At 66.8% G+C, this 22,031-nt stretch carries 23 protein-coding genes; 4 read left to right on the top strand and 19 right to left on the bottom strand.

Going from position 1 to position 22,031, the window contains the following annotated elements; genetic code table 11:
* Positions 1 to 8: 8 nt before the first annotated feature.
* The 5 genes from C7T96_RS17645 to mbfA form a co-directional block, all read right to left on the bottom strand.
* Positions 9 to 1,400, bottom strand: coding sequence for a TRAP transporter large permease (locus tag C7T96_RS17645; protein WP_106572570.1), 1,392 nt, complete (start codon positions 1,398 to 1,400; stop codon positions 9 to 11).
* 33 nt (positions 1,401 to 1,433) lie between these two features.
* Positions 1,434 to 1,940, bottom strand: coding sequence for a TRAP transporter small permease (locus tag C7T96_RS17650; protein ID WP_199190507.1), 507 nt, complete (start codon positions 1,938 to 1,940; stop codon positions 1,434 to 1,436).
* 59 nt (positions 1,941 to 1,999) lie between these two features.
* A complete protein-coding gene (locus C7T96_RS17655) occupies positions 2,000 to 3,022 on the bottom strand; it encodes a C4-dicarboxylate TRAP transporter substrate-binding protein (protein ID WP_245414165.1) in 1,023 nt (340 codons plus the stop codon).
* A 504-nt stretch (positions 3,023 to 3,526) separates the two neighbouring features.
* Complete coding sequence (locus tag C7T96_RS17665) at positions 3,527 to 4,156, bottom strand: CDGSH iron-sulfur domain-containing protein (RefSeq protein WP_106572572.1); 630 nt, start codon at positions 4,154 to 4,156, stop codon at positions 3,527 to 3,529.
* Positions 4,157 to 4,262: 106 nt separating this feature from the next.
* Complete coding sequence (gene mbfA / locus C7T96_RS17670) at positions 4,263 to 5,246, bottom strand: iron exporter MbfA (protein ID WP_106572573.1); 984 nt, start codon at positions 5,244 to 5,246, stop codon at positions 4,263 to 4,265.
* 144 nt (positions 5,247 to 5,390) lie between these two features.
* Between mbfA and C7T96_RS17675 the strand changes: the two genes are divergently transcribed.
* Positions 5,391 to 6,389: a threonine/serine dehydratase gene (locus C7T96_RS17675; protein ID WP_106572574.1), complete on the top strand. Its 999-nt coding sequence runs from the start codon at positions 5,391 to 5,393 to the stop codon at positions 6,387 to 6,389.
* A gap of 101 nt (positions 6,390 to 6,490) precedes the next feature.
* Here the strand turns inward: C7T96_RS17675 and C7T96_RS17680 are convergent, their stop codons facing one another.
* The 4 genes from C7T96_RS17680 to C7T96_RS17695 form a co-directional block, all read right to left on the bottom strand.
* Positions 6,491 to 7,621, bottom strand: coding sequence for an ABC transporter permease (locus tag C7T96_RS17680; protein WP_106572575.1), 1,131 nt, complete (start codon positions 7,619 to 7,621; stop codon positions 6,491 to 6,493).
* A 61-nt stretch (positions 7,622 to 7,682) separates the two neighbouring features.
* The gene (locus C7T96_RS17685) at positions 7,683 to 8,600 is read right to left on the bottom strand and encodes an ABC transporter ATP-binding protein (RefSeq protein ID WP_106572576.1); all 918 of its coding nucleotides are present in this window, start codon (positions 8,598 to 8,600) and stop codon (positions 7,683 to 7,685) included.
* Position 8,601: 1 nt separating this feature from the next.
* A complete protein-coding gene (locus C7T96_RS17690) occupies positions 8,602 to 9,561 on the bottom strand; it encodes an HlyD family efflux transporter periplasmic adaptor subunit (RefSeq protein WP_106572577.1) in 960 nt (319 codons plus the stop codon).
* A complete protein-coding gene (locus C7T96_RS17695) occupies positions 9,561 to 10,256 on the bottom strand; it encodes a CerR family C-terminal domain-containing protein (protein WP_106572578.1) in 696 nt (231 codons plus the stop codon). The genes C7T96_RS17690 and C7T96_RS17695 overlap by 1 nt, the downstream gene beginning before the upstream one ends.
* Positions 10,257 to 10,425: 169 nt before the next feature.
* Here C7T96_RS17695 and C7T96_RS17700 point away from each other — a divergent pair, with 169 nt between their 5' ends.
* The gene (locus C7T96_RS17700) at positions 10,426 to 11,286 is read left to right on the top strand and encodes a YiiX/YebB-like N1pC/P60 family cysteine hydrolase (RefSeq protein ID WP_106572579.1); all 861 of its coding nucleotides are present in this window, start codon (positions 10,426 to 10,428) and stop codon (positions 11,284 to 11,286) included.
* Between the two features lie 169 nt (positions 11,287 to 11,455).
* Here the strand turns inward: C7T96_RS17700 and C7T96_RS17705 are convergent, their stop codons facing one another.
* Complete coding sequence (locus tag C7T96_RS17705; protein ID WP_106572580.1) at positions 11,456 to 12,082, bottom strand: FMN-dependent NADH-azoreductase; 627 nt, start codon at positions 12,080 to 12,082, stop codon at positions 11,456 to 11,458.
* Between the two features lie 122 nt (positions 12,083 to 12,204).
* Between C7T96_RS17705 and C7T96_RS17710 the strand changes: the two genes are divergently transcribed.
* A complete protein-coding gene (locus C7T96_RS17710; protein ID WP_106572581.1) occupies positions 12,205 to 13,140 on the top strand; it encodes a LysR family transcriptional regulator in 936 nt (311 codons plus the stop codon).
* Here the strand turns inward: C7T96_RS17710 and C7T96_RS17715 are convergent.
* The 5 genes from C7T96_RS17715 to C7T96_RS17735 form a co-directional block, all read right to left on the bottom strand.
* Complete coding sequence (locus tag C7T96_RS17715; RefSeq protein ID WP_245414166.1) at positions 13,129 to 14,844, bottom strand: SulP family inorganic anion transporter; 1,716 nt, start codon at positions 14,842 to 14,844, stop codon at positions 13,129 to 13,131. The two genes, C7T96_RS17710 and C7T96_RS17715, sit on opposite strands and share 12 nt — an antisense overlap.
* Positions 14,845 to 14,953: 109 nt before the next feature.
* A complete protein-coding gene (locus tag C7T96_RS17720) occupies positions 14,954 to 15,208 on the bottom strand; it encodes a helix-turn-helix transcriptional regulator (RefSeq protein ID WP_106572582.1) in 255 nt (84 codons plus the stop codon).
* A 170-nt stretch (positions 15,209 to 15,378) separates the two neighbouring features.
* Positions 15,379 to 15,717, bottom strand: coding sequence for a hypothetical protein (locus C7T96_RS17725; protein ID WP_106572583.1), 339 nt, complete (start codon positions 15,715 to 15,717; stop codon positions 15,379 to 15,381).
* Between the two features lie 150 nt (positions 15,718 to 15,867).
* Entirely contained in the window at positions 15,868 to 16,485 is a 618-nt protein-coding gene (locus tag C7T96_RS17730) for a LysE family translocator (protein ID WP_106572584.1), read from the bottom strand.
* Positions 16,486 to 16,590: 105 nt separating this feature from the next.
* Positions 16,591 to 17,592 (bottom strand): proline racemase family protein, encoded by a 1,002-nt coding sequence (locus tag C7T96_RS17735; protein WP_106572585.1) that lies wholly within the window; start codon positions 17,590 to 17,592, stop codon positions 16,591 to 16,593.
* Positions 17,593 to 17,729: 137 nt separating this feature from the next.
* Here C7T96_RS17735 and C7T96_RS17740 point away from each other — a divergent pair, with 137 nt between their 5' ends.
* A complete protein-coding gene (locus C7T96_RS17740) occupies positions 17,730 to 18,590 on the top strand; it encodes an META domain-containing protein (RefSeq protein WP_106572586.1) in 861 nt (286 codons plus the stop codon).
* 95 nt (positions 18,591 to 18,685) lie between these two features.
* Here the strand turns inward: C7T96_RS17740 and C7T96_RS17745 are convergent, their stop codons facing one another.
* The 4 genes from C7T96_RS17745 to C7T96_RS17760 all read right to left on the bottom strand — a co-directional run bounded on the left by C7T96_RS17745 (position 18,686) and on the right by C7T96_RS17760 (position 22,010).
* Positions 18,686 to 19,489 carry an isocitrate lyase/phosphoenolpyruvate mutase family protein gene (locus tag C7T96_RS17745; protein WP_106572587.1) on the bottom strand — a complete coding sequence of 268 codons (804 nt, stop codon included), beginning with the start codon at positions 19,487 to 19,489 and terminating at the stop codon, positions 18,686 to 18,688.
* A gap of 136 nt (positions 19,490 to 19,625) precedes the next feature.
* Entirely contained in the window at positions 19,626 to 20,276 is a 651-nt protein-coding gene (locus tag C7T96_RS17750; protein ID WP_106572588.1) for an HAD family phosphatase, read from the bottom strand.
* A 2-nt stretch (positions 20,277 to 20,278) separates the two neighbouring features.
* Positions 20,279 to 20,734, bottom strand: a complete 456-nt coding sequence (gene dut / locus C7T96_RS17755; RefSeq protein ID WP_106572589.1) for a dUTP diphosphatase — start codon at positions 20,732 to 20,734, stop codon at positions 20,279 to 20,281.
* A gap of 79 nt (positions 20,735 to 20,813) precedes the next feature.
* The gene (locus tag C7T96_RS17760) at positions 20,814 to 22,010 is read right to left on the bottom strand and encodes an MFS transporter (RefSeq protein WP_106572590.1); all 1,197 of its coding nucleotides are present in this window, start codon (positions 22,008 to 22,010) and stop codon (positions 20,814 to 20,816) included.
* Positions 22,011 to 22,031: the final 21 nt, after the last annotated feature.

Below are 22,031 nucleotides of genomic sequence, written 5' to 3' on the forward strand. Positions count from 1 at the left end.
CACCCGCCCTACCCAAGCAGCAGGCGCGGCAGCCACAGGACGATGTCGGGGAAGGCGATCAGGACCCCGACCGTGACGACGTCGGCGACGAAAAACGGCGAGGCACCGCGAAAGACGTCCTGGACCGAGATCGGGTGGCGCTCGGACGCCACGCCGGCCACGACGTAGCAATTGAGCCCGATCGGCGGCGTGATCAGGCACAGTTCGCACATCTTGACGACGATGATGCCGAACCAGATCGCGACCTCGGTGCCCGACATGCCGAGCGCGGAGGCGGACGCCGTCACCTCGGCGCCGCCATTGAGCGCGATGACGGCCGGAAAGGCGATCGGCAATGTGAGGATCAGCATGCCGATCGCGTCCATGAACATGCCCAGCACCACATAGGCGAGCAGGATCAGCATGAGGGTGATGAAGGCCGACTGTTCGAGCCCCGCGATCCAGTCGGCGAAGGTGCCGGGCAGGTCGGCAAACCCCAGATAGCGCACATAGATCAGGACACCCCAGATCATGGTGAAGATCATGGCGGTGAGCTTGGCCGATTCCAGCAGCGCACTCTTGAGCTGCTGCCAGCGCATGCCGCGCCAGAGCGCCATCACCAGGACGACGAAGGCGCCGAGCGCGCCGGCCTCCGTCGGCGTGCCCCAGCCGCCATAAATGCAGAAGATGATGATGAAGACCACGAACAGGATCGGGAACGCGCCGGGCAGCGCCTGCAGGCGCTGGCCCCAGGTGAAGCCGCGCACGGGCGGACCGAGATCGTCGCGCACGGAGGCGAGACCGACGACCAGAGCACCATAGATCAGCGCCGAGACCATGCCGGGCAGGAAGCCGGCCAGAAGCAGGGCGCCGACCGAGCTCTCGGTGATGATGGCGTAGATGACAAGGATGGCCGAGGGCGGGATCAACGAGGCGAGCGTACCGCCGGCCGCCACGACGCCGGCGGCGAAGCGCTTGTCGTAGCCGAGCTTGAGCATTTCGGGAATGGCGATGCGGGCGAACACCGCCGATGTGGCGACCGAGGCGCCGGAGACGGCGGCGAAACCGGCGGTGGCAAACACGGTGGAAACGCCGAGCCCGCCCGGCAGCCAGCCGACCCAGCGCTTGGCCGCCTCGAACAGCGCACGCGTGAGGCCGGCATAATAGGCGAGATAGCCGATCAGGATGAAGGTGGGAATCAGCGACAGGACGTGGCTCGACATTTTGGAATGCGGCACCTGGCCGGCGATCTTGAGCGCCGTCATGAACCCGCGTTCCACGCCCTGGCCCTTGTCGATGGCGAAGATCAGGAACAGGCCGAACAGGCCAATCAGCGCGGTGGCGAAAGCAACGCGCACCCCGATCAGCACCAGCACGATCAACAAAAGCGACAACAGGACGGAGACTTCGATCGGACTCACGGGCGCCCTCCACCGCTGCCGGTATCGTCCCCGTCATCGGCAAGGCCCGAGACGGTGCCGGCCTCGCGCTCGGCCTGCTGGGCGGGCGTCTCGATCAGCGGCACGGCAACCGGGGTNCGTGGAATCGCGGCTCCACCACGGGGCGGAGAAGTCGAAGCTGCGGTCGAAATGCAGCCACGAACCCCAGATCAGCGTCACCGACAGCGCCAGCAGCGCGAGCACGCCGATCCATTCGGCGGCGTAAAGCACGCGACCCTGCAACCTGCCGACGAGGATGTCCATGCGGATATGGCCGCCGAGGCGCTGGCAGTAGGCGATGCCGAGAAAGGCGATCAGCGGAACCGATTGTTCCATCCAGTCGACGAAACCGGGGACGGGGATGTTGACGATCTTGCGGCCGAGAATATTGGCGACCGAAATCAGCATCACGATCAGGATCGTCATGCCGGCAAGCAGCGCCAGCAGCTTTTCCAGCCGGAACAGGGCAAGGTCGAGCCGCGACAGCAGCGACCCGTCTTGCGGGATGGTTTGAGCGGACATGGGCCCTCCCGGAGAGCGCCCGGTCCCGCGCGCCTGTCGGGCGCGGGACCGGGGTCGCGTCAGTTGGAGCCGCGCATGTCCTTCAAGGTCGCCTGGACGAGGTCATAGAGTTCCTGGCCGGGAATGCCCTGGGCTTCCATGTCCTTGATCCATTGCTCACGGGTGCCCGTGGCGGCCTTGTCCTCGAACTTGGCGATCTCCTCGGGCGGAAAGGCGACTTTCTCGACCTCCTTTTCGGCCAGAATCGCCTCCCATTTTTCCAGCAGCTTGCCGTAATTGGCGAGGTAATGCTGGATCGCCTCGTCGACCGAGGAATCGAGCGCGGCGCGGTTCTCGTCCGACAAAGCCTCATAGGCATCGGTGTTGACAACGATCGGACAATTGACCGTGCCGGGATTGAGGTTCGCAGTCCACCAGTCGGCAAGGTCGATGGTGCGGAACGACAGATGGGCGTGCTGGGCGAAGGCGACCGAATCGACCACGCCGGCCTCCATCGCGTTGTAGGCTTCGGTGGCGGTGACGGAGGTCGGCGTTGCGCCGACGGTCTCGAAGGCCTTGCCGAGGCCGCCGGTGGCGCGGATGCGCTTGCCCTGGAAATCCTCCAGCGCGCGCGGCGCCGGTCCGGTGCCCACGACATTGTATTGCGGCATGGGCGAGGTCATCAACAGCTTGGCGTTCCAGCGCGCCAGGTCCTTTTGCGTGGCGGCGTGCCCATAAACGGCATGGGAGACCGCCACTTCCTCCTCCAACGTATTGACGCCCAGGAAGGGCAGTTCGAGAACGGTGATGGTCGGGTTCTTATCGGGATGGTAGCCGGCACAGAACTGCGCCATCTCGAAGGCGCCGACGGAGATGCCGTCGAGATTCTCCCGGTTCTTGGACAGACCGCCATAGGAAATGTTCATGGTGAAGTCGCCATTGGTCTTCTGCTCGACCAATTCGGCGATCTTATGCAGATGTTCCGTGAAAGCGCGGCGTTTTCCCCAAGTCGAAACGTTCCACTCGGTCGCGGCAAACGCCTCGCCGGCCACGAACGACATGGCCACTGCAGGAAGCAATGCGAATTTGAAGGACATACCCATTGGTGTTTCTCCCATTTTTTGTAGTTATGGGAGAAAATCTAGCGGTTGAACGCAAATGCGCAACCCATCAATGCTGAGCGACATCTCCGCCGGCGGGCAAACGCCGCGCGCACGCCGGGCCCGGCCCGCGCATATAATGCTGCTCAGGCCGATAACGCGGCGCGAGAAATTCGCGGATCGTGGTCGCGCAACGCAGCATCGTGCTCCAGAACGCCATTTTGGTTCAGACTCCCGTCCCTTCGGTTATCCCTCCCGAATGAGTCGCAAGCTTACTGCCAAGTCATGAATTCCTGGTGAATGCCGGCGTCAACACATGCGGCCGATGCACGGCAATCGGGCCGCGGAAGCGGCCGAATCGTGCCCAAAAAGTGGAAAAACGAAAAATGCGGGCGACGGGTTGGTTTTCGACGCCGCGTGATGCGCGAACGCAACACCGCTTCGCGCTCGAGCATCGGCATCAGGCCCGCGGCTTCTGGCGGCAGGGTCTCGGGCCCGCGGCAGCCGTCAGGCGGTGAAGCCGATTTTCTTGTGGGTGCCGTCGCACCAGGGTTTTTTGGCGGAATGTCCGCAGCGACACAAAAAGGCGCGCTGCGTGCGCTCGACCATGCGGCCGGTGCCCGAGACGATCTCCAGATTGCCCTCGATCTTGAGACAACCATTCGGCTGCGGCGTCACGGTGAGCGGCCCGTCGCGGGCCTCGAGCGCGGCGCTGTCCTTGGCAGCCGGCTCTCCGGTTGCCCGAAAGCCGGCCTTGGCGTGGCTGCCGTCGCAGAACGGCTTGTTTTGCGAGGCGCCGCACCGGCACAACACAGCGCGCAACAGCGCCTCCTCGCCGAGCCTGATGTCGGCATGGAGCGCGAGCGGTCCATCCTCACGCAGCCTGAGCGTGTTGACCGCCGGCGGCTGTTCCTGGGCACCGCCATCCTTGCGCCGGTAGGTGAGCGCGCCGGACGGGCAGCTTTCGATCACCTGGACGATGCGTTCGACCGCGGCCCGTTGCGGACGGATCCAGCCGCCGGGCGCGTTGGGCTCGAACACGTCGGGACGCCCGAGCACGCAATTGCGCGCGTGGATGCAGCGCCTGCCGTCGAAGCCGATATCGATTGCCTCGCCCTCGGTCGTCCTGCTCGCCATCGTCGCCTCCTGCCTTTCGGGTCGGTCTCCGACAATAGACCCATGCTCCGAGGTCAGGCAATCGCGCCGGGCAGGTCGCTCAGCGCGGCGCTCAGGCGGGCCGGTCTCAGCCGCTGCCGATCAAAACGCCGGCGGCGAAGACCAGCGCGCCGCCGAGCACCACCTGGAAGGACGCGCGCCAGAACGGCGTGTCCATGAAACGGTTCTGGATCCAGGCGATCGCCCACAATTCGACGAACACGATGGCGATCGCCACCGCGGTGGCGGTGGTAAAATGCGGGATCAGATAAGGCAGGGCGTGGCCGAGCCCGCCGACCGTGGTCATGATGCCGGTTGCGAGGCCGCGCTTGATCGGGGAACCGCGACCCGACAGCCGCCCGTCGTCGGAGGCGACTTCGGTGAAGCCCATCGAGATGCCGGCGCCGACCGAGGCGGCGAGCCCGACCAGAAAAGTCTGCCAGGTGTCGTGGGTGGCAAACGCGGCGGCGAAGATCGGCGCCAGGGTCGATACCGAACCGTCCATCAGCCCGGCCAGCCCCGGCTGAACGTAGGTGAGGATGAACTGGCGACGCTCGGTTTGATGCTCTTGCTCGCGCACGTCGCCCGGCGTGTGCTTGAGGCCGAGCCTATGGGCGAGATCCTCGTGCGACTGCTCGGCAGCCGCCAGGTCGCCGAGCAGCTTGCGGGTGGCGGCATCCGTGGTGCGCTTGGCCGCCTCGGCGTAATAACGCTGCGCTTGGCGTTCCATCTCTTCGGCCATCCGGCGTACGTGATCCACGCCGAGCGGACGCACCAGCCAGTCGGGCTTGCGCTCGTAATAGCCGCGCACATGCTCGCGCCGGATCAGCGGAATCCGCTCGCCGAACCGCTTGCGATGCATGTCGATCAAGGCGGCGCGATGATCGTCCTCTTCGTCGGCCATCTCGTCGAAAATCTTCGCCGACTGCGGAAATTCCTGGCGCAGCCCGTCGGCGTAGGCGCGATAGATGCGGGCGTCGTCCTCCTCCGAGGAGATGGCGAGCGCCAGGATTTCCTGCTCGGAGAGCGTGTCGAAGGAGCGGCGGCCGAGGCCGAAGACACGGGAAAGCATGAGAGACACGTTCCAGTTTAGAATGATTCCAAACTAACGCGTCGCGTATCGCGTTTCAATCGTCGATTGACCGGGTGACAAAATGGCGCTGGCACGCGGGCACGAAAGTTACGATGATCGCCGGCTGGCAACAAGGATTCCGCCATGACTACAACCGACACCGCCCTGCCGAGCTTCGCGGAGATTCGCGCCGCGCGCGCCAGGTTGCACGGCGTGGCGGTCGAAACACCGCTGTTGGAATCGGCGTCGCTCAACGCCCGCTACGGCGCGCGAATCCTGGTGAAGGCCGAGACGCTGCAGCGCACCGGCTCCTTCAAACTGCGCGGCGCCTATAACCGCATCGCACAGCTCGACCCGGCGCAACGGGCGCGCGGCGTGGTGGCGTTTTCATCCGGAAACCATGCCCAGGGCGTGGCCGCCGCAGCGAAAATCTTCGGCATGCGCGCGGTGATCGCCATGCCGGCCGATACGCCAGCGATCAAGACCGGCAACGTCAAGGCGCTGGGTGCGGAGATCGTCGCCTTCGACCGGTTTCGCGACGACCGGACGGCGGTGGTGCAGCCCTTCGTCGACGACGGCATGGTGCTGGTGCCGCCCTTCGACGACCCGGCGATCATAACCGGCCAGGGCACGGTCGGGCTGGAACTGGCCGAACAGGCTGAGGCCGCCAATGCCAGACTGGACATGGTGCTGGTGCCATGCGGCGGCGGCGGGCTGACGGCCGGGATCGCGCTCGCGCTGGAGGCGATGGCCCCGCAGGCGCGGGTCTGGGCGGTCGAGCCGGAGAATTTCGACGACTGGGCCCGTTCGCTGGCGGCGGGCGGGATCGTCGCCAACCGACCCGGCCACGCATCGCTCTGCGACGCGATCCTGACCGCCGCGCCCGGCGGGCTCCCCTTCGCCGTCAATCGCGGCCGGCTCGCCGGCGCGCTGACCGTCACCGACGACGCGGCCCTGGCCGCGATGCGTATCGCCGCCGAGCATCTCAAGCTTGTGGCGGAGCCGGGCGGCGCGGTCGGCCTGGCCGCGCTGGCCTCGCCCGGGCTCGACATTGCCGGCAAGACGGTCGCGGTGGTGCTGTCGGGCGGCAATGTGGAACCGGCGCTTCTGGCGCGGGCGCTGGGCGGGGCCGGGTGCGAATAGGCCAGAGCGCTTTCGATTGAACGCGCGAAGGCGGCATGCTGCGAAGCAAGCTGGCGCGACATGCCTCTGGCAGCGCCTCGATTTCGGACCCCCGAAGCGCGTCAGTCCAGCGTGCGGCGAAAACGCAGCAGGGCGAGGACGGAAAAGAAGACCACGAACCCGATCAACCAAGCGATCTCGGTGCCGATGGCGGCAAGGTCGGCGCCTTTCAGCATGACGGCGCGCACGACGCGCAGAAAATGGGTCAGCGGCAGGATCTCGCCGAAAAGCTGCGCCCACCCGGGCATGCCGCGATAGGGAAACATGAACCCCGACACCAGGATCGAGGGAAGGAAGAAGAAGAAGGCGAGCTGGAGGGCCTGCATCTGGGTACGGGCGATGGTGGAAATCGTGTAGCCGAGCAGCACCAGCGCCAGCACGAAGATCAGGATCGCGCCGAGCAAAAGCGGCAAAGAGCCGACGAAGGGAACGGAAAACAGCAGCTTGGCGGTGACCAGAACGACAGCCACCTGCACCCCGCCGACGACCAGATAGGGCAAAACCTTGCCGAGCATGATCTCGGCCGGGCTGGCCGGCATGGCGAGCAGGTTTTCCATCGTGCCGCGCTCGATCTCGCGGGTCAGCGCAATCGACGTCATCATCACCATGGTCATTTGCAGGATGACGCCGAGCAGGCCGGGAACGATGTTGTATTGCGAGATACCCTCGGGATTGTAGCGGCGGTGGACGACGACATCGAGCGCCGGACCGCCGCGCGCGCCCGGGGCAACACCGCGCTCGCGGTCGAGCGCGCGCGCGGCCAGCGTCGACAGCGTCGAGACAGCGCCCGAGGAGGCCGACGGGTCGGTGGCGTCGGCCTCGATCAGGATTTGCGGCGCCTCGCCGCGGTCGACCCGGCGGGCGAAATCGGATGGGATGGTGACGACGAAGGAGACCGCGCCGCGGGCCATCAGCCGCTCGGCCTCGGTCGCGCTGTCGGCGACGTGGTCGAAGCGGTAATAATTCGTGGTCTGGAGCGCGGACACGATGGCGCGGGTGTAATGGTCGTTGCCGGTGGCGACCAGCGCGGCCGGCAGGCTCTTGGGATCGGTGTTGATGGCGTAGCCGAACAACAGCAACTGCATCAGCGGCACGCCGAGCATCATGGCGAAGGTGACGCGGTCGCGCCGCATCTGGATGAATTCCTTCACCAACAGCGCGCCGAGCCGACCGAGGGAGAAAAACCGGTTCATCGGCCCGCTCCGCCGAGGACCCGGCCTCCTATATTTTGACAGGCAGGGGTCGTCCCGGCGTTCATGCCATATTGTCCTTCGAGCCGGCCATGAACTGGATGAAAACGTCCTCCAGGCTGGTCTCGCCCGGCGCCACGGCAACGCCGTCGCGTGCGGCGATGTCGGAGAGTGCCGCCTCGAGTTTTTGCCGGTCGGAGCCCACGACATGCAGCGTGGCGCCGAAGGGCGCGACTTGCTCGACGCCGTCGCGGTTCTCAAGAATAGCCGCGATGCCGGCCAGCCCGGGGCCGGACACGATGTAGGTCACAAGGCCGGCATTGGCGACGACGTCGGCGACCGAGCCCGTCGTCAGCATCCGGCCATAGGAGATATAGGCGATGCGGTGGCAACGCTCGGCCTCGTCCATATAATGGGTGGAAACGAGTACGGTCAGACCGTCGCGGGCGAGCCGGTGGATCTCGTCCCAGAACTCGCGACGGGCCTTGGGATCGACACCGGCGGTCGGCTCGTCGAGCAAAAGCAGCTTAGGTTGATGCATGATGCAGGCCGCGAGCGCCAGGCGCTGCTTCCAACCGCCCGACAGCGTGCCGGCAAGCTGGTTGCGGCGCGAGGTCATGCCGAGATCGGCGAGCGTGTCGGCGACATGGGTCGCGACCGGCTTCAGCCGGTAGAGCCGGGCGACGAATTCGAGGTTCTCGGCGATGGTCAGATCCTCGTAGAACGAGAATTTCTGCGTCATGTAGCCGACCTCGCGCTTGATCTTCAGGCTTTCGGTCAGAAGGTCGTAGCCGAGCACGCGCCCGGAGCCGGCGTCGGGCGTCAACAGCCCGCACATGATGCGGATGGTGGTGGTCTTGCCCGACCCGTTCGGACCGAGAAAGCCGACGATCTCGCCCGGCGCGACCTGCATGCTGACATTGTCGACCACCGTCTTGTCACCGAAGCGTTTGACCAGGCCGTGGACGTCGATCGCGTTCATCTCAATCCCCGGCGCCGGTTTCCGGCAGCGAGACATCGACGATCTGGCCCGGCTTGAGCCGCGTGGCGCCGGCCTCCGGCCGTGCCTCGACCAGATAGACGAGCTTCTGACGGGTCTCGAGCGAGTAGATCACCGGCGGCGTGAATTCCGGCTCCGGCGAGACATAGGAGACGCGCGCCGCCAGCCCGTCGGGGCAGCCGTCGCAATGGACCGAAAGCCGATCGCCGACGGCAAGCGCGGCGAAGGCGGGTTCGGGCAGATAGAGCTTCAGCTTGGTGGCGCCGTCGGGCAGGAACGAGAGCACCGGCGCGGCCGGGCCGGCCATGTCGCCGGGGAACCGGATAATATCGTCGACGCGGCCCACGGCCGGAGCGGCAAGCGTGCGTTCGGAAAGCCGCCAGCGCGCGGTGAGCAGCATGGCGCGCGCCTGGCTGACGGCATGTTCGGCGGCCCGGATCGCCTCGGCGCGCGCCGGCAGGCGGGCGACCTCGAGATTGGCCTGCGCCTGGTTGAGGGCGGCCTCGGCCACCTCGACCGCGGTGCGCGCCTCGTCGAGCCGCGACTGGGTGGCGATGCCACGCTCGAACAGATCCTCGATGCGGACGAGAACCCGCTCGGCCTCGCGGCGCTGGGCCTCGGCGGAGCGCACCGCCGCCTCCAGCACGGCGATTTCTTGCGGTCGTTTTCCCCGTTTCAGATCGGCAAGCTGGGCCTCGGCACGAGCAAGCGCCGCCTCGGCCTCGGCAACGGCGCTTTCGGCGTCGGCGTCCTCCAGCAGCGCGACGGGCTGGCCCGGGCTCACACGCTCGCCGCGCCGCACCGGCACACTACGCAATTGCGCCGTCTCGATCGGGGCGAGCAGCACATATTCGCCTTCGACATAACCGACAGCTAGCGGCGGCGGCGCGGCGCAGGCGGCAAACAGCAGCGCCGCGTAGGGGATCGCGCAGACGAGGTCCATCATGACGGCTTTCCGTGCGCTGCGAGAATGGCGTCGAGATTGGCGCGCGAGACGGTGGTGATCGCGCCGGCCTCGGCGGGGCCGATCTCGGCCCAGCCCATGCGCCGCATCACCGCTTCACGGCCGATGCGGAAATAGACCACCTGTCCGATCAGGGTGAAGACGGTGATCTTGGTGCGGTCGCTTTCGGCCGGCTCGCCGGTGGCATGCTGCCAGAGCTGGCACAGCCGGCGATGGGTCGGCTCGAACACGCCGGAATAGATGCGGTCGAGCGCGGCGGTAGGATGGGCGAGTTCACGCAGCACGAACTGCACGATCTCGCCGGCTTCGGGCCGCGCGACGACAAAATTCACCATGCGCTCCAAGGCCTCGGCGAAGGCTTCTTGGGCGACCGCAGGCGACACCATGTCCTCCATATCGGCCGAAAACCGGTCGAGCGCCTCGGCGGCCATGTGCTCGATCGCGGCAACGATGTGGTCGGCGCAGGCGGCGCGCAAGCCCTCCTTGCTGCCGAAATGATAGGCGATGGAGCCGATATTGGCCTCGGCCAAGGCGGCGATCTCGCGCGTCGAGGTGCCGTCGAAACCCTTGGCCCCGAACAGAGCCAGGCCCGCGCGCACAAGCGCAAGCCGTGTCTGTTCTGCGGAAGCGGGCGGTGCGGCGGTCTGGCCGCGCGGGTCGAATGTCTCGGTCATGGAAAATGACTTTAATCAATCGATTGATTAATTTCAAGGTGCGATGCGATGCTCTTTGCGACCGCCCATGTCCCTGCTATCAGGCCCCGTCCCTCCTCGTATCGAAAGCGTAAGCAGGGGTTCTTCAACTCGGCGGCCGCGCGGTCCATATTCCCGGCAAGGAGGAGCCATGAGCGAAGCCCCCGACACGATGCTCGACCGGATCGGACGGTTTCTCGCCGACCGGCTGCGCACCGAATCCTCGGGCTACGAGCCCTACACCCCGTCCGATCCCGAAACGCTCAGGCGCACGCTCAGGGCCGGCGACATCTTGCTGGTGGAAGGCAATCAGCGCATTTCGGCGGCGATCAAATATCTGACCCAGTCGACCTGGAGCCACGCCGCGCTTTATATCGGCGACGCCCTGCCCGAACCCCAGGACGGCGCCGAGCGACCACGGCTGATCGAGGTCAATCTCGGCGAAGGCTGCGTGGCGGTGCCGCTGTCGAAATACCGCACCTACAACACGCGCATCTGCCGGCCGAGCGGGCTGACGCCGGAGGATCGCGACGCGGTCGTGGCCTTCATGGTCGAGCGTATCGGTCTCAAATACGACACCAAGAACATTTTCGACCTGTTGCGCTATTTCTTCCCGACACCGCCGGTGCCGGTACGCTGGCGCCGGCGCATGATCGCCTTCGGCTCTGGCGAACCGACGCGCGCCATCTGCTCGTCGCTGATCGCCCAGGCCTATCAGCAGGTGCGCTACCCGATCCTGCCGCGCATTACCCGCGCGCCCGGCCAGATGACGGCGCAATCGCGGTTTTCGCGCCGCGAGATCATGTCGATCCGACATCATTCGCTGTTCACGCCGCGCGATTTCGACCTGTCGCCCTATTTCGAGATCGTCAAGCCGACGCTCGTCTTCGGCTTCGACTACAAGCGCCTGCGCTGGCTGGACACAAAGTCGAAAAATGAAGCGGCCAAAGACGGTGCCCCCACCGCTTCGAACGACACCGGCCAGGCGAAGCCGGCGACGGGCACAGGCTGACCGGCGGCGCCCGCGCATCGCCGATCGCGGCAAGGCCGCCCCGCAAACGGCAAGGCGGCTTGATCGCAACGAGGCGAAAAACACCGGGGCGGAAGCATGTCCGCCAGACCGGTTGTGCCGGCCGGCTTAGGCTTAGGCTCGCGCCCTCCACCGTTCGGCCGGTGCCGCGTCAGGCGGCGGCGGCCAAGTCGGCTGCACCAAGCTTGCCGAGTGCGCGCTCAAGAATGGCCGCGTCCGGCTCGATGCCCAGACCGACACCCTCGATATCGACGAATTCGATATCGGTAATACCGAAAAAGCCGAGCATCGACCTCAGATAGGGGCGGGCATGGTCCATCGAGGCGGCCGGGCCGCCATCCGTATAGGTGCCCGACGAGGCGATCACGACATAGGCCTTCTTGCCGCCGGCCAGCCCCTGCGGCCCGTCCGCCGTATAGCGAAAGGTCCGGTGCGCCCGCGCGACATGGTCGAACCAGGATTTCAGCGTCGAGGCGATCGAGAAATTGATCATGCCGGTGGCGATCACGACGGCGTCGGCGGCAAGCAGTTCGTCGGTCGCCGCATCGGAGACGGCGAGGAGGTCGGCCTGGGCGGCGGTCAGCTTTTCGGCCGGGGTTTTCACCGCGACGGCGAAATCCTGATCGATATGCGGCAGCGGCGCGGCGGCGAGGTCGCGATGAACGATGCGCGCGCCCGGCGTCCGGCGCGCCAGCGCGTCGGCAACCGTCCTGGCGGCGCGGGTGGACAGGGATGTTGCACCGCGCGGGCTGGCGGTGACCAGCAATATCGAGGACATGGAGCTCTCCTTTGGTTCGGATAAAAGGCGGTTTTGCGCCGCTTGTTGCTCGGTCCTCAGATGGCCCGTTATACTCATCAAGAAAACACAGAAAATATCCATAAAAACCATCGGATTTTCAGATGGAAGCACATCCGACGCTCGATCAGATCGAAATTTTCATGGCCGTGGCCGAAACCGGCGGCTTCTCCGCCGCCGCACGCCGGCTCAACCGCTCGCAATCGGTGGTCAGCTACGCGATCGCCAATCTGGAAGCCCAGCTCGAGGTCAAGCTGTTCGAACGTGCCGGCACGCGCCTGCCGAGCCTGACGGAAGCGGGCGCGGTGCTGCTGGAAGACGCGCGGCGCATCATTGCCGGGCTGGAGGGGATGCGCGCCAGGGCGGGCGGCCTCAAAAGCGGGCTGGAGCCCGAAATCGCTCTCGCCGTCGACGCCACCGTGCCGACCCAGGCGCTTGCCCGCGTGCTCGGCGCCTTTGGCGACCGGTTCCCGACCGTCGGCGTGCGGCTCAATGTCGGCGCGCTCGGCATGGTGCACGACCAGATCCTGCGGCAGGAAGCGACGCTGGGCATCGCCGGCGGCCAGGTGACCGACATCGACGCGCGGGTGGTGCGCGCCGGCGTCGGCGCAACCTCGATGATCCCGGTCGCGGCACCAGGCCACCCGCTGGCACGAGCCGTGCCACCCGTGCCGATCGAGCTGGTGCGCGAACAGACGCAGCTCGTCATCACCGATCCGACCGACCATACGCGCGGCCGGGATTTCGGCGTCTTGTCGTTTCGCAACTGGCGCATGACGGACATGGGGGTCAAGCACGCGCTGATCCTGGCCGGGCTCGGCTGGGGCGGATTGCCGATTTCGACGGTGCGCGCCGATCTGGAAGCAGGACGGCTGGTGCGGCTGTCCATCGACGCCTATCCCGAACGCGCCTTTACCCTGATCGCACTCCACCATGTCGCGCGCCTGCCCGGACCGGCGACCGCTTGGATGATCGACCGCTTCCGCAACGAGCTTGCCGCCTGCGTCAACGCCGAGGCGCCGACACCGTCAGCCGTTTGACAAAAGCGCACGCGCCTCCTTCAGGCTCGCCGCGAACACGGCATGCGGCCGACGCGCGCCCTGGCGCTGCAGCATGCGGCGCACGGGCGGCGCGGCACCGGCGATGACGAAACGAATCCCGGCACGATGCGCCTTGCGCGCAACGCCGGCGATCACATTGGCCGCCGTGGTGTCGAGAACGGGCACGGCCGAACAGTCGAGGATGAAGTTCCGGCGCTGGTCGGCGATACGGTCGAGAACCGCACCGACGGTGGCGGCCGACCCGAAGAAGAAGGCGCCGGAAATGCGATAGACCACGGTCTCGGGCGAACTGCCCTCGGCAGCATCGTAGGCGGCACGGTCGCCATTGACGCTGTCTGCGACATCCTCCTCGACAAACGGCACGTGCGTCTCGACCGCGATCGACTTGGCCATGCGGTTCAAGAACAAGAGCGCGCCAAGCGCGAAGCCGACGAGAATGCCCTCGCTCAGGTCGCGGAACACCACGAGAAGGAAGGTCACGCCGAGGACCAGTGCCTCGCCGCGCGACGAGCGCACGATGGCGGCGATCGCGTGACGCTCGACCATGTTCCAGGCCACGAAAGCGAGCAACCCGGCAAGCGCGGCCAGCGGAATGTAGCGCGCGAGCGGCGCGGCAAGCAGCATGAAGGCAAGCAGGAACAGAGCGTGCAGCATGCCCGCGACCGGACCGCGCGCCCCGGCGCGTACATTGGTGGCGGTGCGCGCGATCGTCCCGGTGACGCAGATGCCGCCGAACAGGGCCGAGCCGATATTGGCGACGCCTTGCGCGACGAGTTCGCAATTGGAGCGATGCCGCCGGCCGGTCATGCCGTCGGCGACGACGGCCGACAACAGCGATTCGATCGCTCCAAGCAGTGCGAAGGCGGCGGCGTCAGGCAGCACGGCGATGAGCTTGTCGGAACTGAAGCCAGGCATTGCCGGCGCCGGCGGCATGCGCGGGATGTCGCCGAAACGGTCGCCGACCGTCTCGACCGGCAAGGAAAACACGGCCACCGCCACAGCCGCCAAAACGATGGCGATCAGCATGCCGGGCCAGCCGGGCCGCAAATGCTTGGCCGCGGCGATCACGGCGACGGTCGCAACGGCAACGACGAACGCCGCGGGACTGGCCGTTTCGGCCGCGGTCCACAGCACCGGCAGCTTCTCGATCAGCGGCCCCGGCTCCTTGCCGGGCAGAGCGAGCCCGAACAGGTCGCGCAACTGACTGGCGAAAATGATGACGGCGATGCCGGCGGTGAAGCCGACCGTGACCGGATAGGGGATGAACTTGATGTAGGTGCCGAGCCGCAGCAAGCCGATCGCGATCAGGAACAGGCCGGCCAGCAGCGTCGCCAGCAAAAGCCCGTCAATGCCGTGGCGCTCAACCGTGGCGGCCACCAGCACGATGAAGGCGCCGGCCGGGCCACCGACCTGAAAGCGGCTGCCGCCGAGCGCCGACACCAGGAAACCGCCGACAATCGCGGTGAACAGGCCCCGTTCGGGGGAAACGCCGGAGGCGATGGCGATCGCCATCGATAGCGGCAGTGCGACGATCGCAACGGTCAGACCGGCAACGGCGTCGGCGCGCAGCGCTGCAAGGCCGTATCCCTCGCGCAACACCGTGACCAGCTTGGGCGTGAAGAGCTCGCGAAACCCGGCCGCGGCCGGACGGGCGCTATGGGAAATCGACGACTGCACGGTCACACCACTCCGGTTCGGGCACGCCGCAACCGGCCGCACCACATACGGACAAGGCAAAACATCGGCGAAACCGGATCATGCCGCCGTCGCGGCAGACGGCCGCCGTCACACCCTAGCTACCCGGCTCCTTCAGGCGCACGCCGCGACCGCCCTCCGTGCTGGGCTGGTGATCGCCGATCAACTCGACGCCGGCCTCGTTCAGGGCCTGGATCACCTTGACCAGCGTGTCGACCACCCCGCGCACCACCCCTTCGGAGGCCTCCATGCGCTGAATGGTCGGCAGCGAAACGCCGGCCCGCTCGGCGAGCGTTTTCTGGTCGATACCGGCAAGCGCCCGCGCGGCCTTCATTTGAGCTGCGGTGATCACGCTTCGCTCTTATCCCTCATTGATAATCATTATTCTATATATAGTCATGTTTAAAACATCAATATGCATGGAAACCGGGACGGACCGATGCGCCAAGGCGCTGCGGGGCCGGTGCCTGCAGTCGCCACGGCATCAACGACGGCGATACCGTAACGCAGGAGCAAAATGGCTCAGCGGCCGGTGAAATAGGGTCCCAGGGAAACCAGCGTCACGGCCAGCACCGCAAAGGCGATGCCGCTTCCCTGAACGGCGTTCAGGCGTTCGCCGAACCAGGCGAAGGCGACGAGATTGACGGCCACGAGCTGGATCACGGCCGACAGGCTGAGCGCCACGCCCATCCCGAAATCGCGGATCAGGCGCAGCATGATCAGATTGCCGAGCGTATAGAGCGCAAGGGTCAACACCAGCCGGCCGGTCGACGGCGTCATTGTCCAGGTCTTGGCGACACTCGCGGCGGCGAGGAAGACCGCCGTTGACACACATAGTTGGAGGAAGCCCCACGCGCTCATGCCCGCGACCACCCTTTTTTGTCATCGGAGAGGATTCGCTTGTGCGCCTGCTCGAGCGTCCGGTCAAGCACGATTTTCAACCATTGCGCGAAGCGCCCGCACCGCGCCGTTCAGAGACCCGATATTGGAAACGGAACGCCCTGCGACCGGTCAGCCGCGTATGGCGATCGCCGCGGCGGCCCCGCCGAGAAAGGTCGCGGCCGTCCGGTTGAGAAGCCGCAAGGCGGCCGGGCGCGCGAAAAGCGTACGGGCATGGGCGGCGAGTGCCAGATAGGGCACCAGCACGACGATCAGCACCAGCGCCGTCAACCCCGCCAGAGCTGCGTAGTCGCTTGCCGAAACCGCGGCGAGATCGATGACGGTCGGCGTGATGGCGAGGTAAAAGATCATGGTCTTGGGATTGCCGAGCGTGATCGTGACGCCGGAGACGAAACTCGCCATCAGGCCGCCCCGCCCCGTCTCTGCCGTCACCGTCTCCGCCACGATGCCAGCCGTCCAGAAACGATAGGCCAGCCAGGCGAGATAGGCCACACCGGCCCATTTGACGACTAGGAAGACCAGCCCGAAACTCTGCGCGACCACGGCAAGGCCGAGCACGACGGCGGTCAGATAGGTCAGATCGCCCAGGATCAGCCCGAAGCTCATGAACAATGCCGGACGAAAACCCGAACCGAGCGCCCGGGCGACCAGGGCGGTGATGCCCGGGCCGGGAATGGATGCGGCGATGGCAAGCGCGCCGGCGTAAGCGATGAAACCCGCGATCGTCATGGGTCGGCTCCGTTGTGCTGCGCGAGCCGATATCACACTTGCCTCGGCGAACGGCGGATTTTTCTATGGGCCAGCGCCGTCGCCCGGCCGCTGGCTGCCGCCGGCTCAGCGCACCAAAAAACCACCGCCGAGCGGATCGTCCGGCTCGACGGAGAACTCGGCGCGGCCGCAATAATAGGCACGACCAGAGACCCGGACCTCGACGCCGCGGCGGGCGCCGATGTCGACCTGCCGCTCGACGCAGGCGGTAAAAACGGCACCGGTGATGCTTTCGAACGACCGGGGCTCGCCGAGACCAACTGCGCCGGCGGCATGCATGGCCGCCATCCGCGCGGTAACGCCCGAGCCGGTCGGCGAGCGGTCGACCTGGGCATCGGCGAAAACGCAGATATTTTTCGTCGCAGCGCCCGCCCCGTCGCCGCCATCGGTCAGGATCGACCCGTAGAGAAAGGCGAGATCGTCGTGGTCGGGATGGGCGAGCGGATACGCGCGCTTGACCGCTGCCGTCAGCGCGCTCGCGGCATCGACGAAGGCACGCACGGGATCGCGGCCGAATGCGAGACCGAACCGGTCCGCCTCCGCCAGGGCGTAGAAGGCACCGCCATAGGCGATGTCGAAGCCGACCGGGCCGAATCCGGGCAGGTCGACCGACCGGCCGGCGGCAAAGGCAAAGGAGGGCACGCTCCTGAACGACACCGCGCCCGCCCGGCCGTCGATGATCTCAACCGTGGCCTCGACCATGCCGCAAGGGCATTCAATGTTGACGGTGGCGACGGGCGCGTCGGCCGGCACCAGCCCCTCGTCGACAGCATACCGTCCCAGCGCGATGACGGCATGGCCGCACATGGTCGAATATCCCTGATTGTGCATAAAAAGCACCGCCAGGTCCGCACCCGGCAGGTCCGGCTCGACCAGCAGCGCGCCGTACATGTCGATATGGCCGCGCGGCTCGAACATCAGGATCCGGCGCAGATGATCGAGATTGTCGCGCACATAAGCGCGCTTGTGCAGGATCGTGCCGGCAGGCAAAGGCGGATATCCAGCGGTGACGATGCGCACCGGCTCGCCGCCGGTATGCATATCGACAACCCTCAGCGGTTCGGTCATTAAAACTCCATCGCATAAAGCCGCCGGCCAGCCGGATCGTGAACCGCGGCTGAACGCCGGCTTCAATAGACGTTCAGATCAACAACGTCAGTATCCGTGCATCATCAAGCAACGATTGCCAATCCAGGGGGATCTTTATGTTGACGAAATTGACCGGCCTTGTCGCGATTGCCGCGGCGTTTCTTGCCTTCGGCGGCCAGACCGCCAGTGCCGAGGAAGTGCTGCTGCGCTCCAAACAAAGCGGCAAATACGTCACTGTCGCCAATGGGCTGCTTGCCGCGTCCGCAAACAGTGCCAGCCGGGCCTTGAGGCTCGACATGCAGCGCCTCGACGGCCGGACGGTGGCGTTTCGCGTCGTGGCCGACAATTCCTATATACGCGCCGGCGTGGGCGGCGGCACGTTTCTGGCAACCGGCAGCCCGCATGCACGCGGATGGGAACGTTTTCATCTGCTGGCGCTCGGCGGAAGCGCGCACGCGCTTAAATCGGTGCAGAACGGCAAGCTGGTACGCGCGGGCGTCGGCCCGGGCTCGCGGCTTGCCGCGGTATCGACGGGCAAGCCGCGCGGCTGGGAGATCTTTGATATCGTGCCGGCGCGCGCGATTCAGCCGCAGGGCCAACAAGCCCGTACGGGTGTCTCGGAGGCGGTGCGCGGCGCCTGGCGCATCGAGCAGGTAGCCGCGGCGCAGACCGGCCATCTGGTGAGGCTCGATCCGACCCTGTCGCAGGCCACCCGCATCGACATCGGTGCCGATGGCGGCATGCGCGCCAAGGCCGGCTGCAACACCATCACCGCAATGATCGCCCAGCATGGCGATGCCTGGCGCTCGAGCGCGCCGATGCAGACCAAGATGATGTGCCCGGACCGGGCGGCGATGAATGTCGAGCGCTCCTTCACGCAGGCGCTGACCGCGGCAAGCCGGGTGACGAAGCGCGGATCGCGGCTGACGCTGAAGAACCGGGGCGGCGACACCGTGCTGGTGCTGCGCAGGCTCTGACCGGCCGCAACGGGACCGGCGGGAGGCGGCAACGTCGGTGCCGGTTCCCGCTGCCGGAGACGCACCGCGTTCGCCCGCCAGGCGACGGCGCGCGATCAGGCGGCGGAAAACAGGTTCTGCAGTGTCGCGAATGACGGTCCGCCGCGGGAGAATTCGAAACTGCCCTCGTCCAGCATTTCGCGCGCGGCGGCCTCGACCGCCCCGAAGGCGGCGATGGTGAGTTTGGAGCCGAGCGAAATGCGCTTCACGCCCGCCGCGGCCAGTTCGGCGACCGACAGGCCCGGCACGGCGAGAACATTGACCGGCCGCGACACCGCCGCGCACACGGTGCGAACCGTTTCGATATCGGCCAGAGCCGGCGCATAGAGCACGTCCGCACCGGCCTTTTCGAAGGCTTGCAACCGCCTGATCGTGTCGTCGAGATCGCGGATGCCCCACAAGAAATTCTCAGCCCGGGCGGTGAAGACGAAATCGTGGCCGAGCGAGCGCGCCGCCTCGACGGCGGCTGCGACACGCTCAACGGCCAGCGAGAACTCGTAGATCGGCCGGTCGGGATCGCCGGTCGAATCCTCGATCGAGCAGCCGGCAAGTCCCGCGGCATCGGCGGCGAAGATCGTTTCGGCCGCGCTGTCGGGACTGTCGCCCTTGCCGTGCTCGAGATCGGCGGAGACGGGCAGGTCGCTCGAGGCGACGATCTCGCGACAATGGCCGATCATGTCGTCGAAGGGGATCGCCCCATCCGGCCGGCCGCGCGAAAACGCATAGCCCGCGCTGGTGGTGGCGAGCGCGGTAAAGCCGAGCGAGGCTAAAAACCGTGCCGTCCCAACATCCCACGGGTTGGGGATGATAAATGGCGCGGGCGCCTCGTGCAGCGCGCGAAAAATTCTGCCCTTGTCCATCATTCTTCCTCCCGTGGGATATGGCGCGGCGAAATGCTATGTCGACGACCCGCCGCCTGCAAAGTCGAGACGCTTGGTCCAGGCCGAACCTGCTGACAAACCCGGACGGCACGAAGGCGGCGCCCGGCGCCGTCGTTCAAAGGCCGATCAGGGCGGGCAGGTCGCGCATGTCGTCGAACAGGATGCCGCCGGCTTCCACCAGCCCGTCGCGATCGGCCATCGGATCGCCGGCATATGACAGCACCGTCATGCCCGCCGCCTTGCCGGCCCGGGTGCCGGGCACGGAATCTTCCACGACGATCGCGGCCTCGGGCGGATGCCCCATCGCCGCGGCCGCATGCAGGAACAGATCGGGGGCGGGCTTGCCGCGCGCGACCATGGTGGCGGAAAACAAGGCGTGTTCGAACAGCGGCAGAAGCCCGGTCGCGCCGAGCGTGATGTGCATCTTGGAAATGCGCGCCGAGGTCGCCACGCAATAGGCAATGCCGGCGTCGCGAACCGCCTCGACGGCCTGCCTGACATGCGGGATCGGCTCGACCCGGTCCGCAAACAGCGCCGGCAGGCCCTCGTTCCAGCGATCGACGAAATCGGCACCGAGCCTGACTCCGGAAGCCTCGATCTCTTCTTGAACCGATGTCAGCGAGCGGCCGGAAAAATGGCGCCGGCAATAGGCGTAATCGGTGGCGAAACCCGCCTCATTGAACAATTCGACCAGACGGCGATTGGCGATGGTCTCGGTGTCGACCAGCACCCCGTCGCAATCGAACAGCACGAGCCGGGGCGGCATCGTCACGCCGTGCCCGTGGAACCGAACCCGCCGGCGCCGCGCCCGGTCGCCGTCGCCTGCTCGCGCTCCTCGAGCGGCAGGCGCGAAACCGGCGCCAGCACCAGTTGGGCAATACGCAGGCCGCGCGTGACCGCAAAATCCTCCTCGCCGAGATTGACGAGCAGGACCTTCACCTCGCCGCGATAGTCGCTGTCGATGGTGCCGGGGGCATTCAAGCAGGTGATGCCGTTCTTCAGCGCCAGGCCCGAGCGCGGCCGCACCTGGCCCTCGTAGCCGTCGGGGATCTCGAAGATAAAGCCGGTCGGCACCAGGGCGCGCCGCCCCGGCAGCACGATGATCTGGCGATCCTCGGGAACGGCCGCGCGCAGATCCAGCCCGGCGGCGCCGGCACTGGCATAGGCGGGTCGGTCGAGGCCGGCGGCGTGCGGCAGGCGGATAATGCCGAGAGCGGTGGTCATGGCGTTCCTTTGCCGGACGCCGCGCGCGCGGTCAACGGCCCGGTTTCCGCATACGGGCGCGGCGCGGCAAAAAACCGGCTTAAGACATGTCGCTCGTGCCGCGCCGACGCAGCGGCAGCATCGCCACGATCCCGACCGCGGGTCCAAGGGCAAGCCCGGCCAGCACCGCCGGCCAGCCGAACGCCTCGGCCGCCAGCGGCGTGAGCTGGACGGTGGCGATCGTCAAGGTGAAGCCGAGCGCGGTCTGGAAGGTCATCAGGCTGCCGACGAGTTCGGGCGGCGCATTGTCGGCGACGATGGCAGAAAACTGCGCCGAATCGGGGATGACGGCGATGCCCCAGAGCGCGACCAGCGCGAAGGTAAGCCAAGGCGGACCGCCGAAGGTCAAGGCGGTCAACAAAGCGGCGGCACCGCTGACCGCCATCGCGACTATGGTGATTTCGGCCTTGCCGACGCGGTCGGCGTACCAGCCGGCCGGCACGCAGAACAAAGCTCCGAGCGCGATCGCCGCGAACGTGCTCAGCTTGGCCAGGCTCTCGGCGGCGAGCGTGTCCATCGACACGGCATAGGAGACGGTCAGCGCCGCGCCGACCCAGGCCCACATCGCGAACAGCTCCCACATATGGCCGAAATAGCCCAGATAGGCCCGCCGGATACGCGGATGCGTCCAGGCGATCCGGATGGCGAAAGGATCGAAGCGCGGTGCGCGGGCATGGTGCGGCCCGAGACCGGCCGCCAGCACAAGAAGCCCACCGGCAGCGGCAATAACGGAGATCAGCGCCACCGTCGGCCGCCACGCGGTCCCGCCGAGATAGGCGGCGAGATAGGGCATCGCCTTGCCGACGGTGAGCGCGCCGACCAGCAACCCAACGAGCAGGCCCCGATCGCGCAGGCCCCAGCCGACGGCGATCTTCATGCCGACCGGGTAGACGCCGGCCAGCAGCGCGCCGGTAACGACGCGCGCGGCGATCGCACCGTTGCCGCCGGGCGGCAGGACGAGAAGGGCCAGATTGGCAAGCGCGGCGGCGAGCGCGCAGGCCGCGAAAACCCGTCGCGGGTCGAGCCGGTCGGCAAGGCCCGAAATCGCGATGGCGAGCGCGCCGAGCACGAACCCGGCCTGCACGCCGCTCGACAACAATGCCTGGCGGGTGTCGGAAATCGCCCCGTCGCGCGCCATCTCGGGCAGGATGGCGGCGGAGACGAACCACAGGCTCATCCCGGCCATCTCGGCAGCGACGAGTATCAGGACCGAAACGGCCTTGGCGCCAGAGCCCATGCATCCCCCCTGCCCCAGAAT

The sequence above is a fragment of the Nitratireductor sp. StC3 genome, from assembly GCF_003015025.1.
Taxonomy (GTDB): Bacteria; Pseudomonadota; Alphaproteobacteria; order Rhizobiales; family Rhizobiaceae; genus Mangrovimarina; species Mangrovimarina alexandrii.

Bases quoted from the DNA above. Each gene is read 5' to 3' on its own strand.
- mbfA (WP_106572573.1), bottom strand. From the start codon at position 5,246: ATGCTTTCCCGTGTCTTCGGCCTCGGCCGCCGCTCCTTCGACACGCTC.
- C7T96_RS17750 (WP_106572588.1), bottom strand. From the start codon at position 20,276: ATGCCGCCCCGGCTCGTGCTGTTCGATTGCGACGGGGTGCTGGTCGAC.
- C7T96_RS17655 (WP_245414165.1), bottom strand. From the start codon at position 3,022: ATGGGTATGTCCTTCAAATTCGCATTGCTTCCTGCAGTGGCCATGTCG.
- C7T96_RS17675 (WP_106572574.1), top strand. From the start codon at position 5,391: ATGACTACAACCGACACCGCCCTGCCGAGCTTCGCGGAGATTCGCGCC.
- C7T96_RS17705 (WP_106572580.1), bottom strand. From the start codon at position 12,082: ATGTCCTCGATATTGCTGGTCACCGCCAGCCCGCGCGGTGCAACATCC.
- C7T96_RS17740 (WP_106572586.1), top strand. From the start codon at position 17,730: ATGTTGACGAAATTGACCGGCCTTGTCGCGATTGCCGCGGCGTTTCTT.
- C7T96_RS17690 (WP_106572577.1), bottom strand. From the start codon at position 9,561: ATGGACCTCGTCTGCGCGATCCCCTACGCGGCGCTGCTGTTTGCCGCC.
- dut (WP_106572589.1), bottom strand. From the start codon at position 20,734: ATGACCACCGCTCTCGGCATTATCCGCCTGCCGCACGCCGCCGGCCTC.
- C7T96_RS17710 (WP_106572581.1), top strand. From the start codon at position 12,205: ATGGAAGCACATCCGACGCTCGATCAGATCGAAATTTTCATGGCCGTG.
- C7T96_RS17735 (WP_106572585.1), bottom strand. From the start codon at position 17,592: ATGACCGAACCGCTGAGGGTTGTCGATATGCATACCGGCGGCGAGCCG.
- C7T96_RS17725 (WP_106572583.1), bottom strand. From the start codon at position 15,717: ATGAGCGCGTGGGGCTTCCTCCAACTATGTGTGTCAACGGCGGTCTTC.
- C7T96_RS17700 (WP_106572579.1), top strand. From the start codon at position 10,426: ATGAGCGAAGCCCCCGACACGATGCTCGACCGGATCGGACGGTTTCTC.
- C7T96_RS17680 (WP_106572575.1), bottom strand. From the start codon at position 7,621: ATGAACCGGTTTTTCTCCCTCGGTCGGCTCGGCGCGCTGTTGGTGAAG.
- C7T96_RS17695 (WP_106572578.1), bottom strand. From the start codon at position 10,256: ATGACCGAGACATTCGACCCGCGCGGCCAGACCGCCGCACCGCCCGCT.
- C7T96_RS17685 (WP_106572576.1), bottom strand. From the start codon at position 8,600: ATGAACGCGATCGACGTCCACGGCCTGGTCAAACGCTTCGGTGACAAG.
- C7T96_RS17745 (WP_106572587.1), bottom strand. From the start codon at position 19,489: ATGGACAAGGGCAGAATTTTTCGCGCGCTGCACGAGGCGCCCGCGCCA.
- C7T96_RS17665 (WP_106572572.1), bottom strand. From the start codon at position 4,156: ATGGCGAGCAGGACGACCGAGGGCGAGGCAATCGATATCGGCTTCGAC.
- C7T96_RS17760 (WP_106572590.1), bottom strand. From the start codon at position 22,010: ATGGGCTCTGGCGCCAAGGCCGTTTCGGTCCTGATACTCGTCGCTGCC.
- C7T96_RS17730 (WP_106572584.1), bottom strand. From the start codon at position 16,485: ATGACGATCGCGGGTTTCATCGCTTACGCCGGCGCGCTTGCCATCGCC.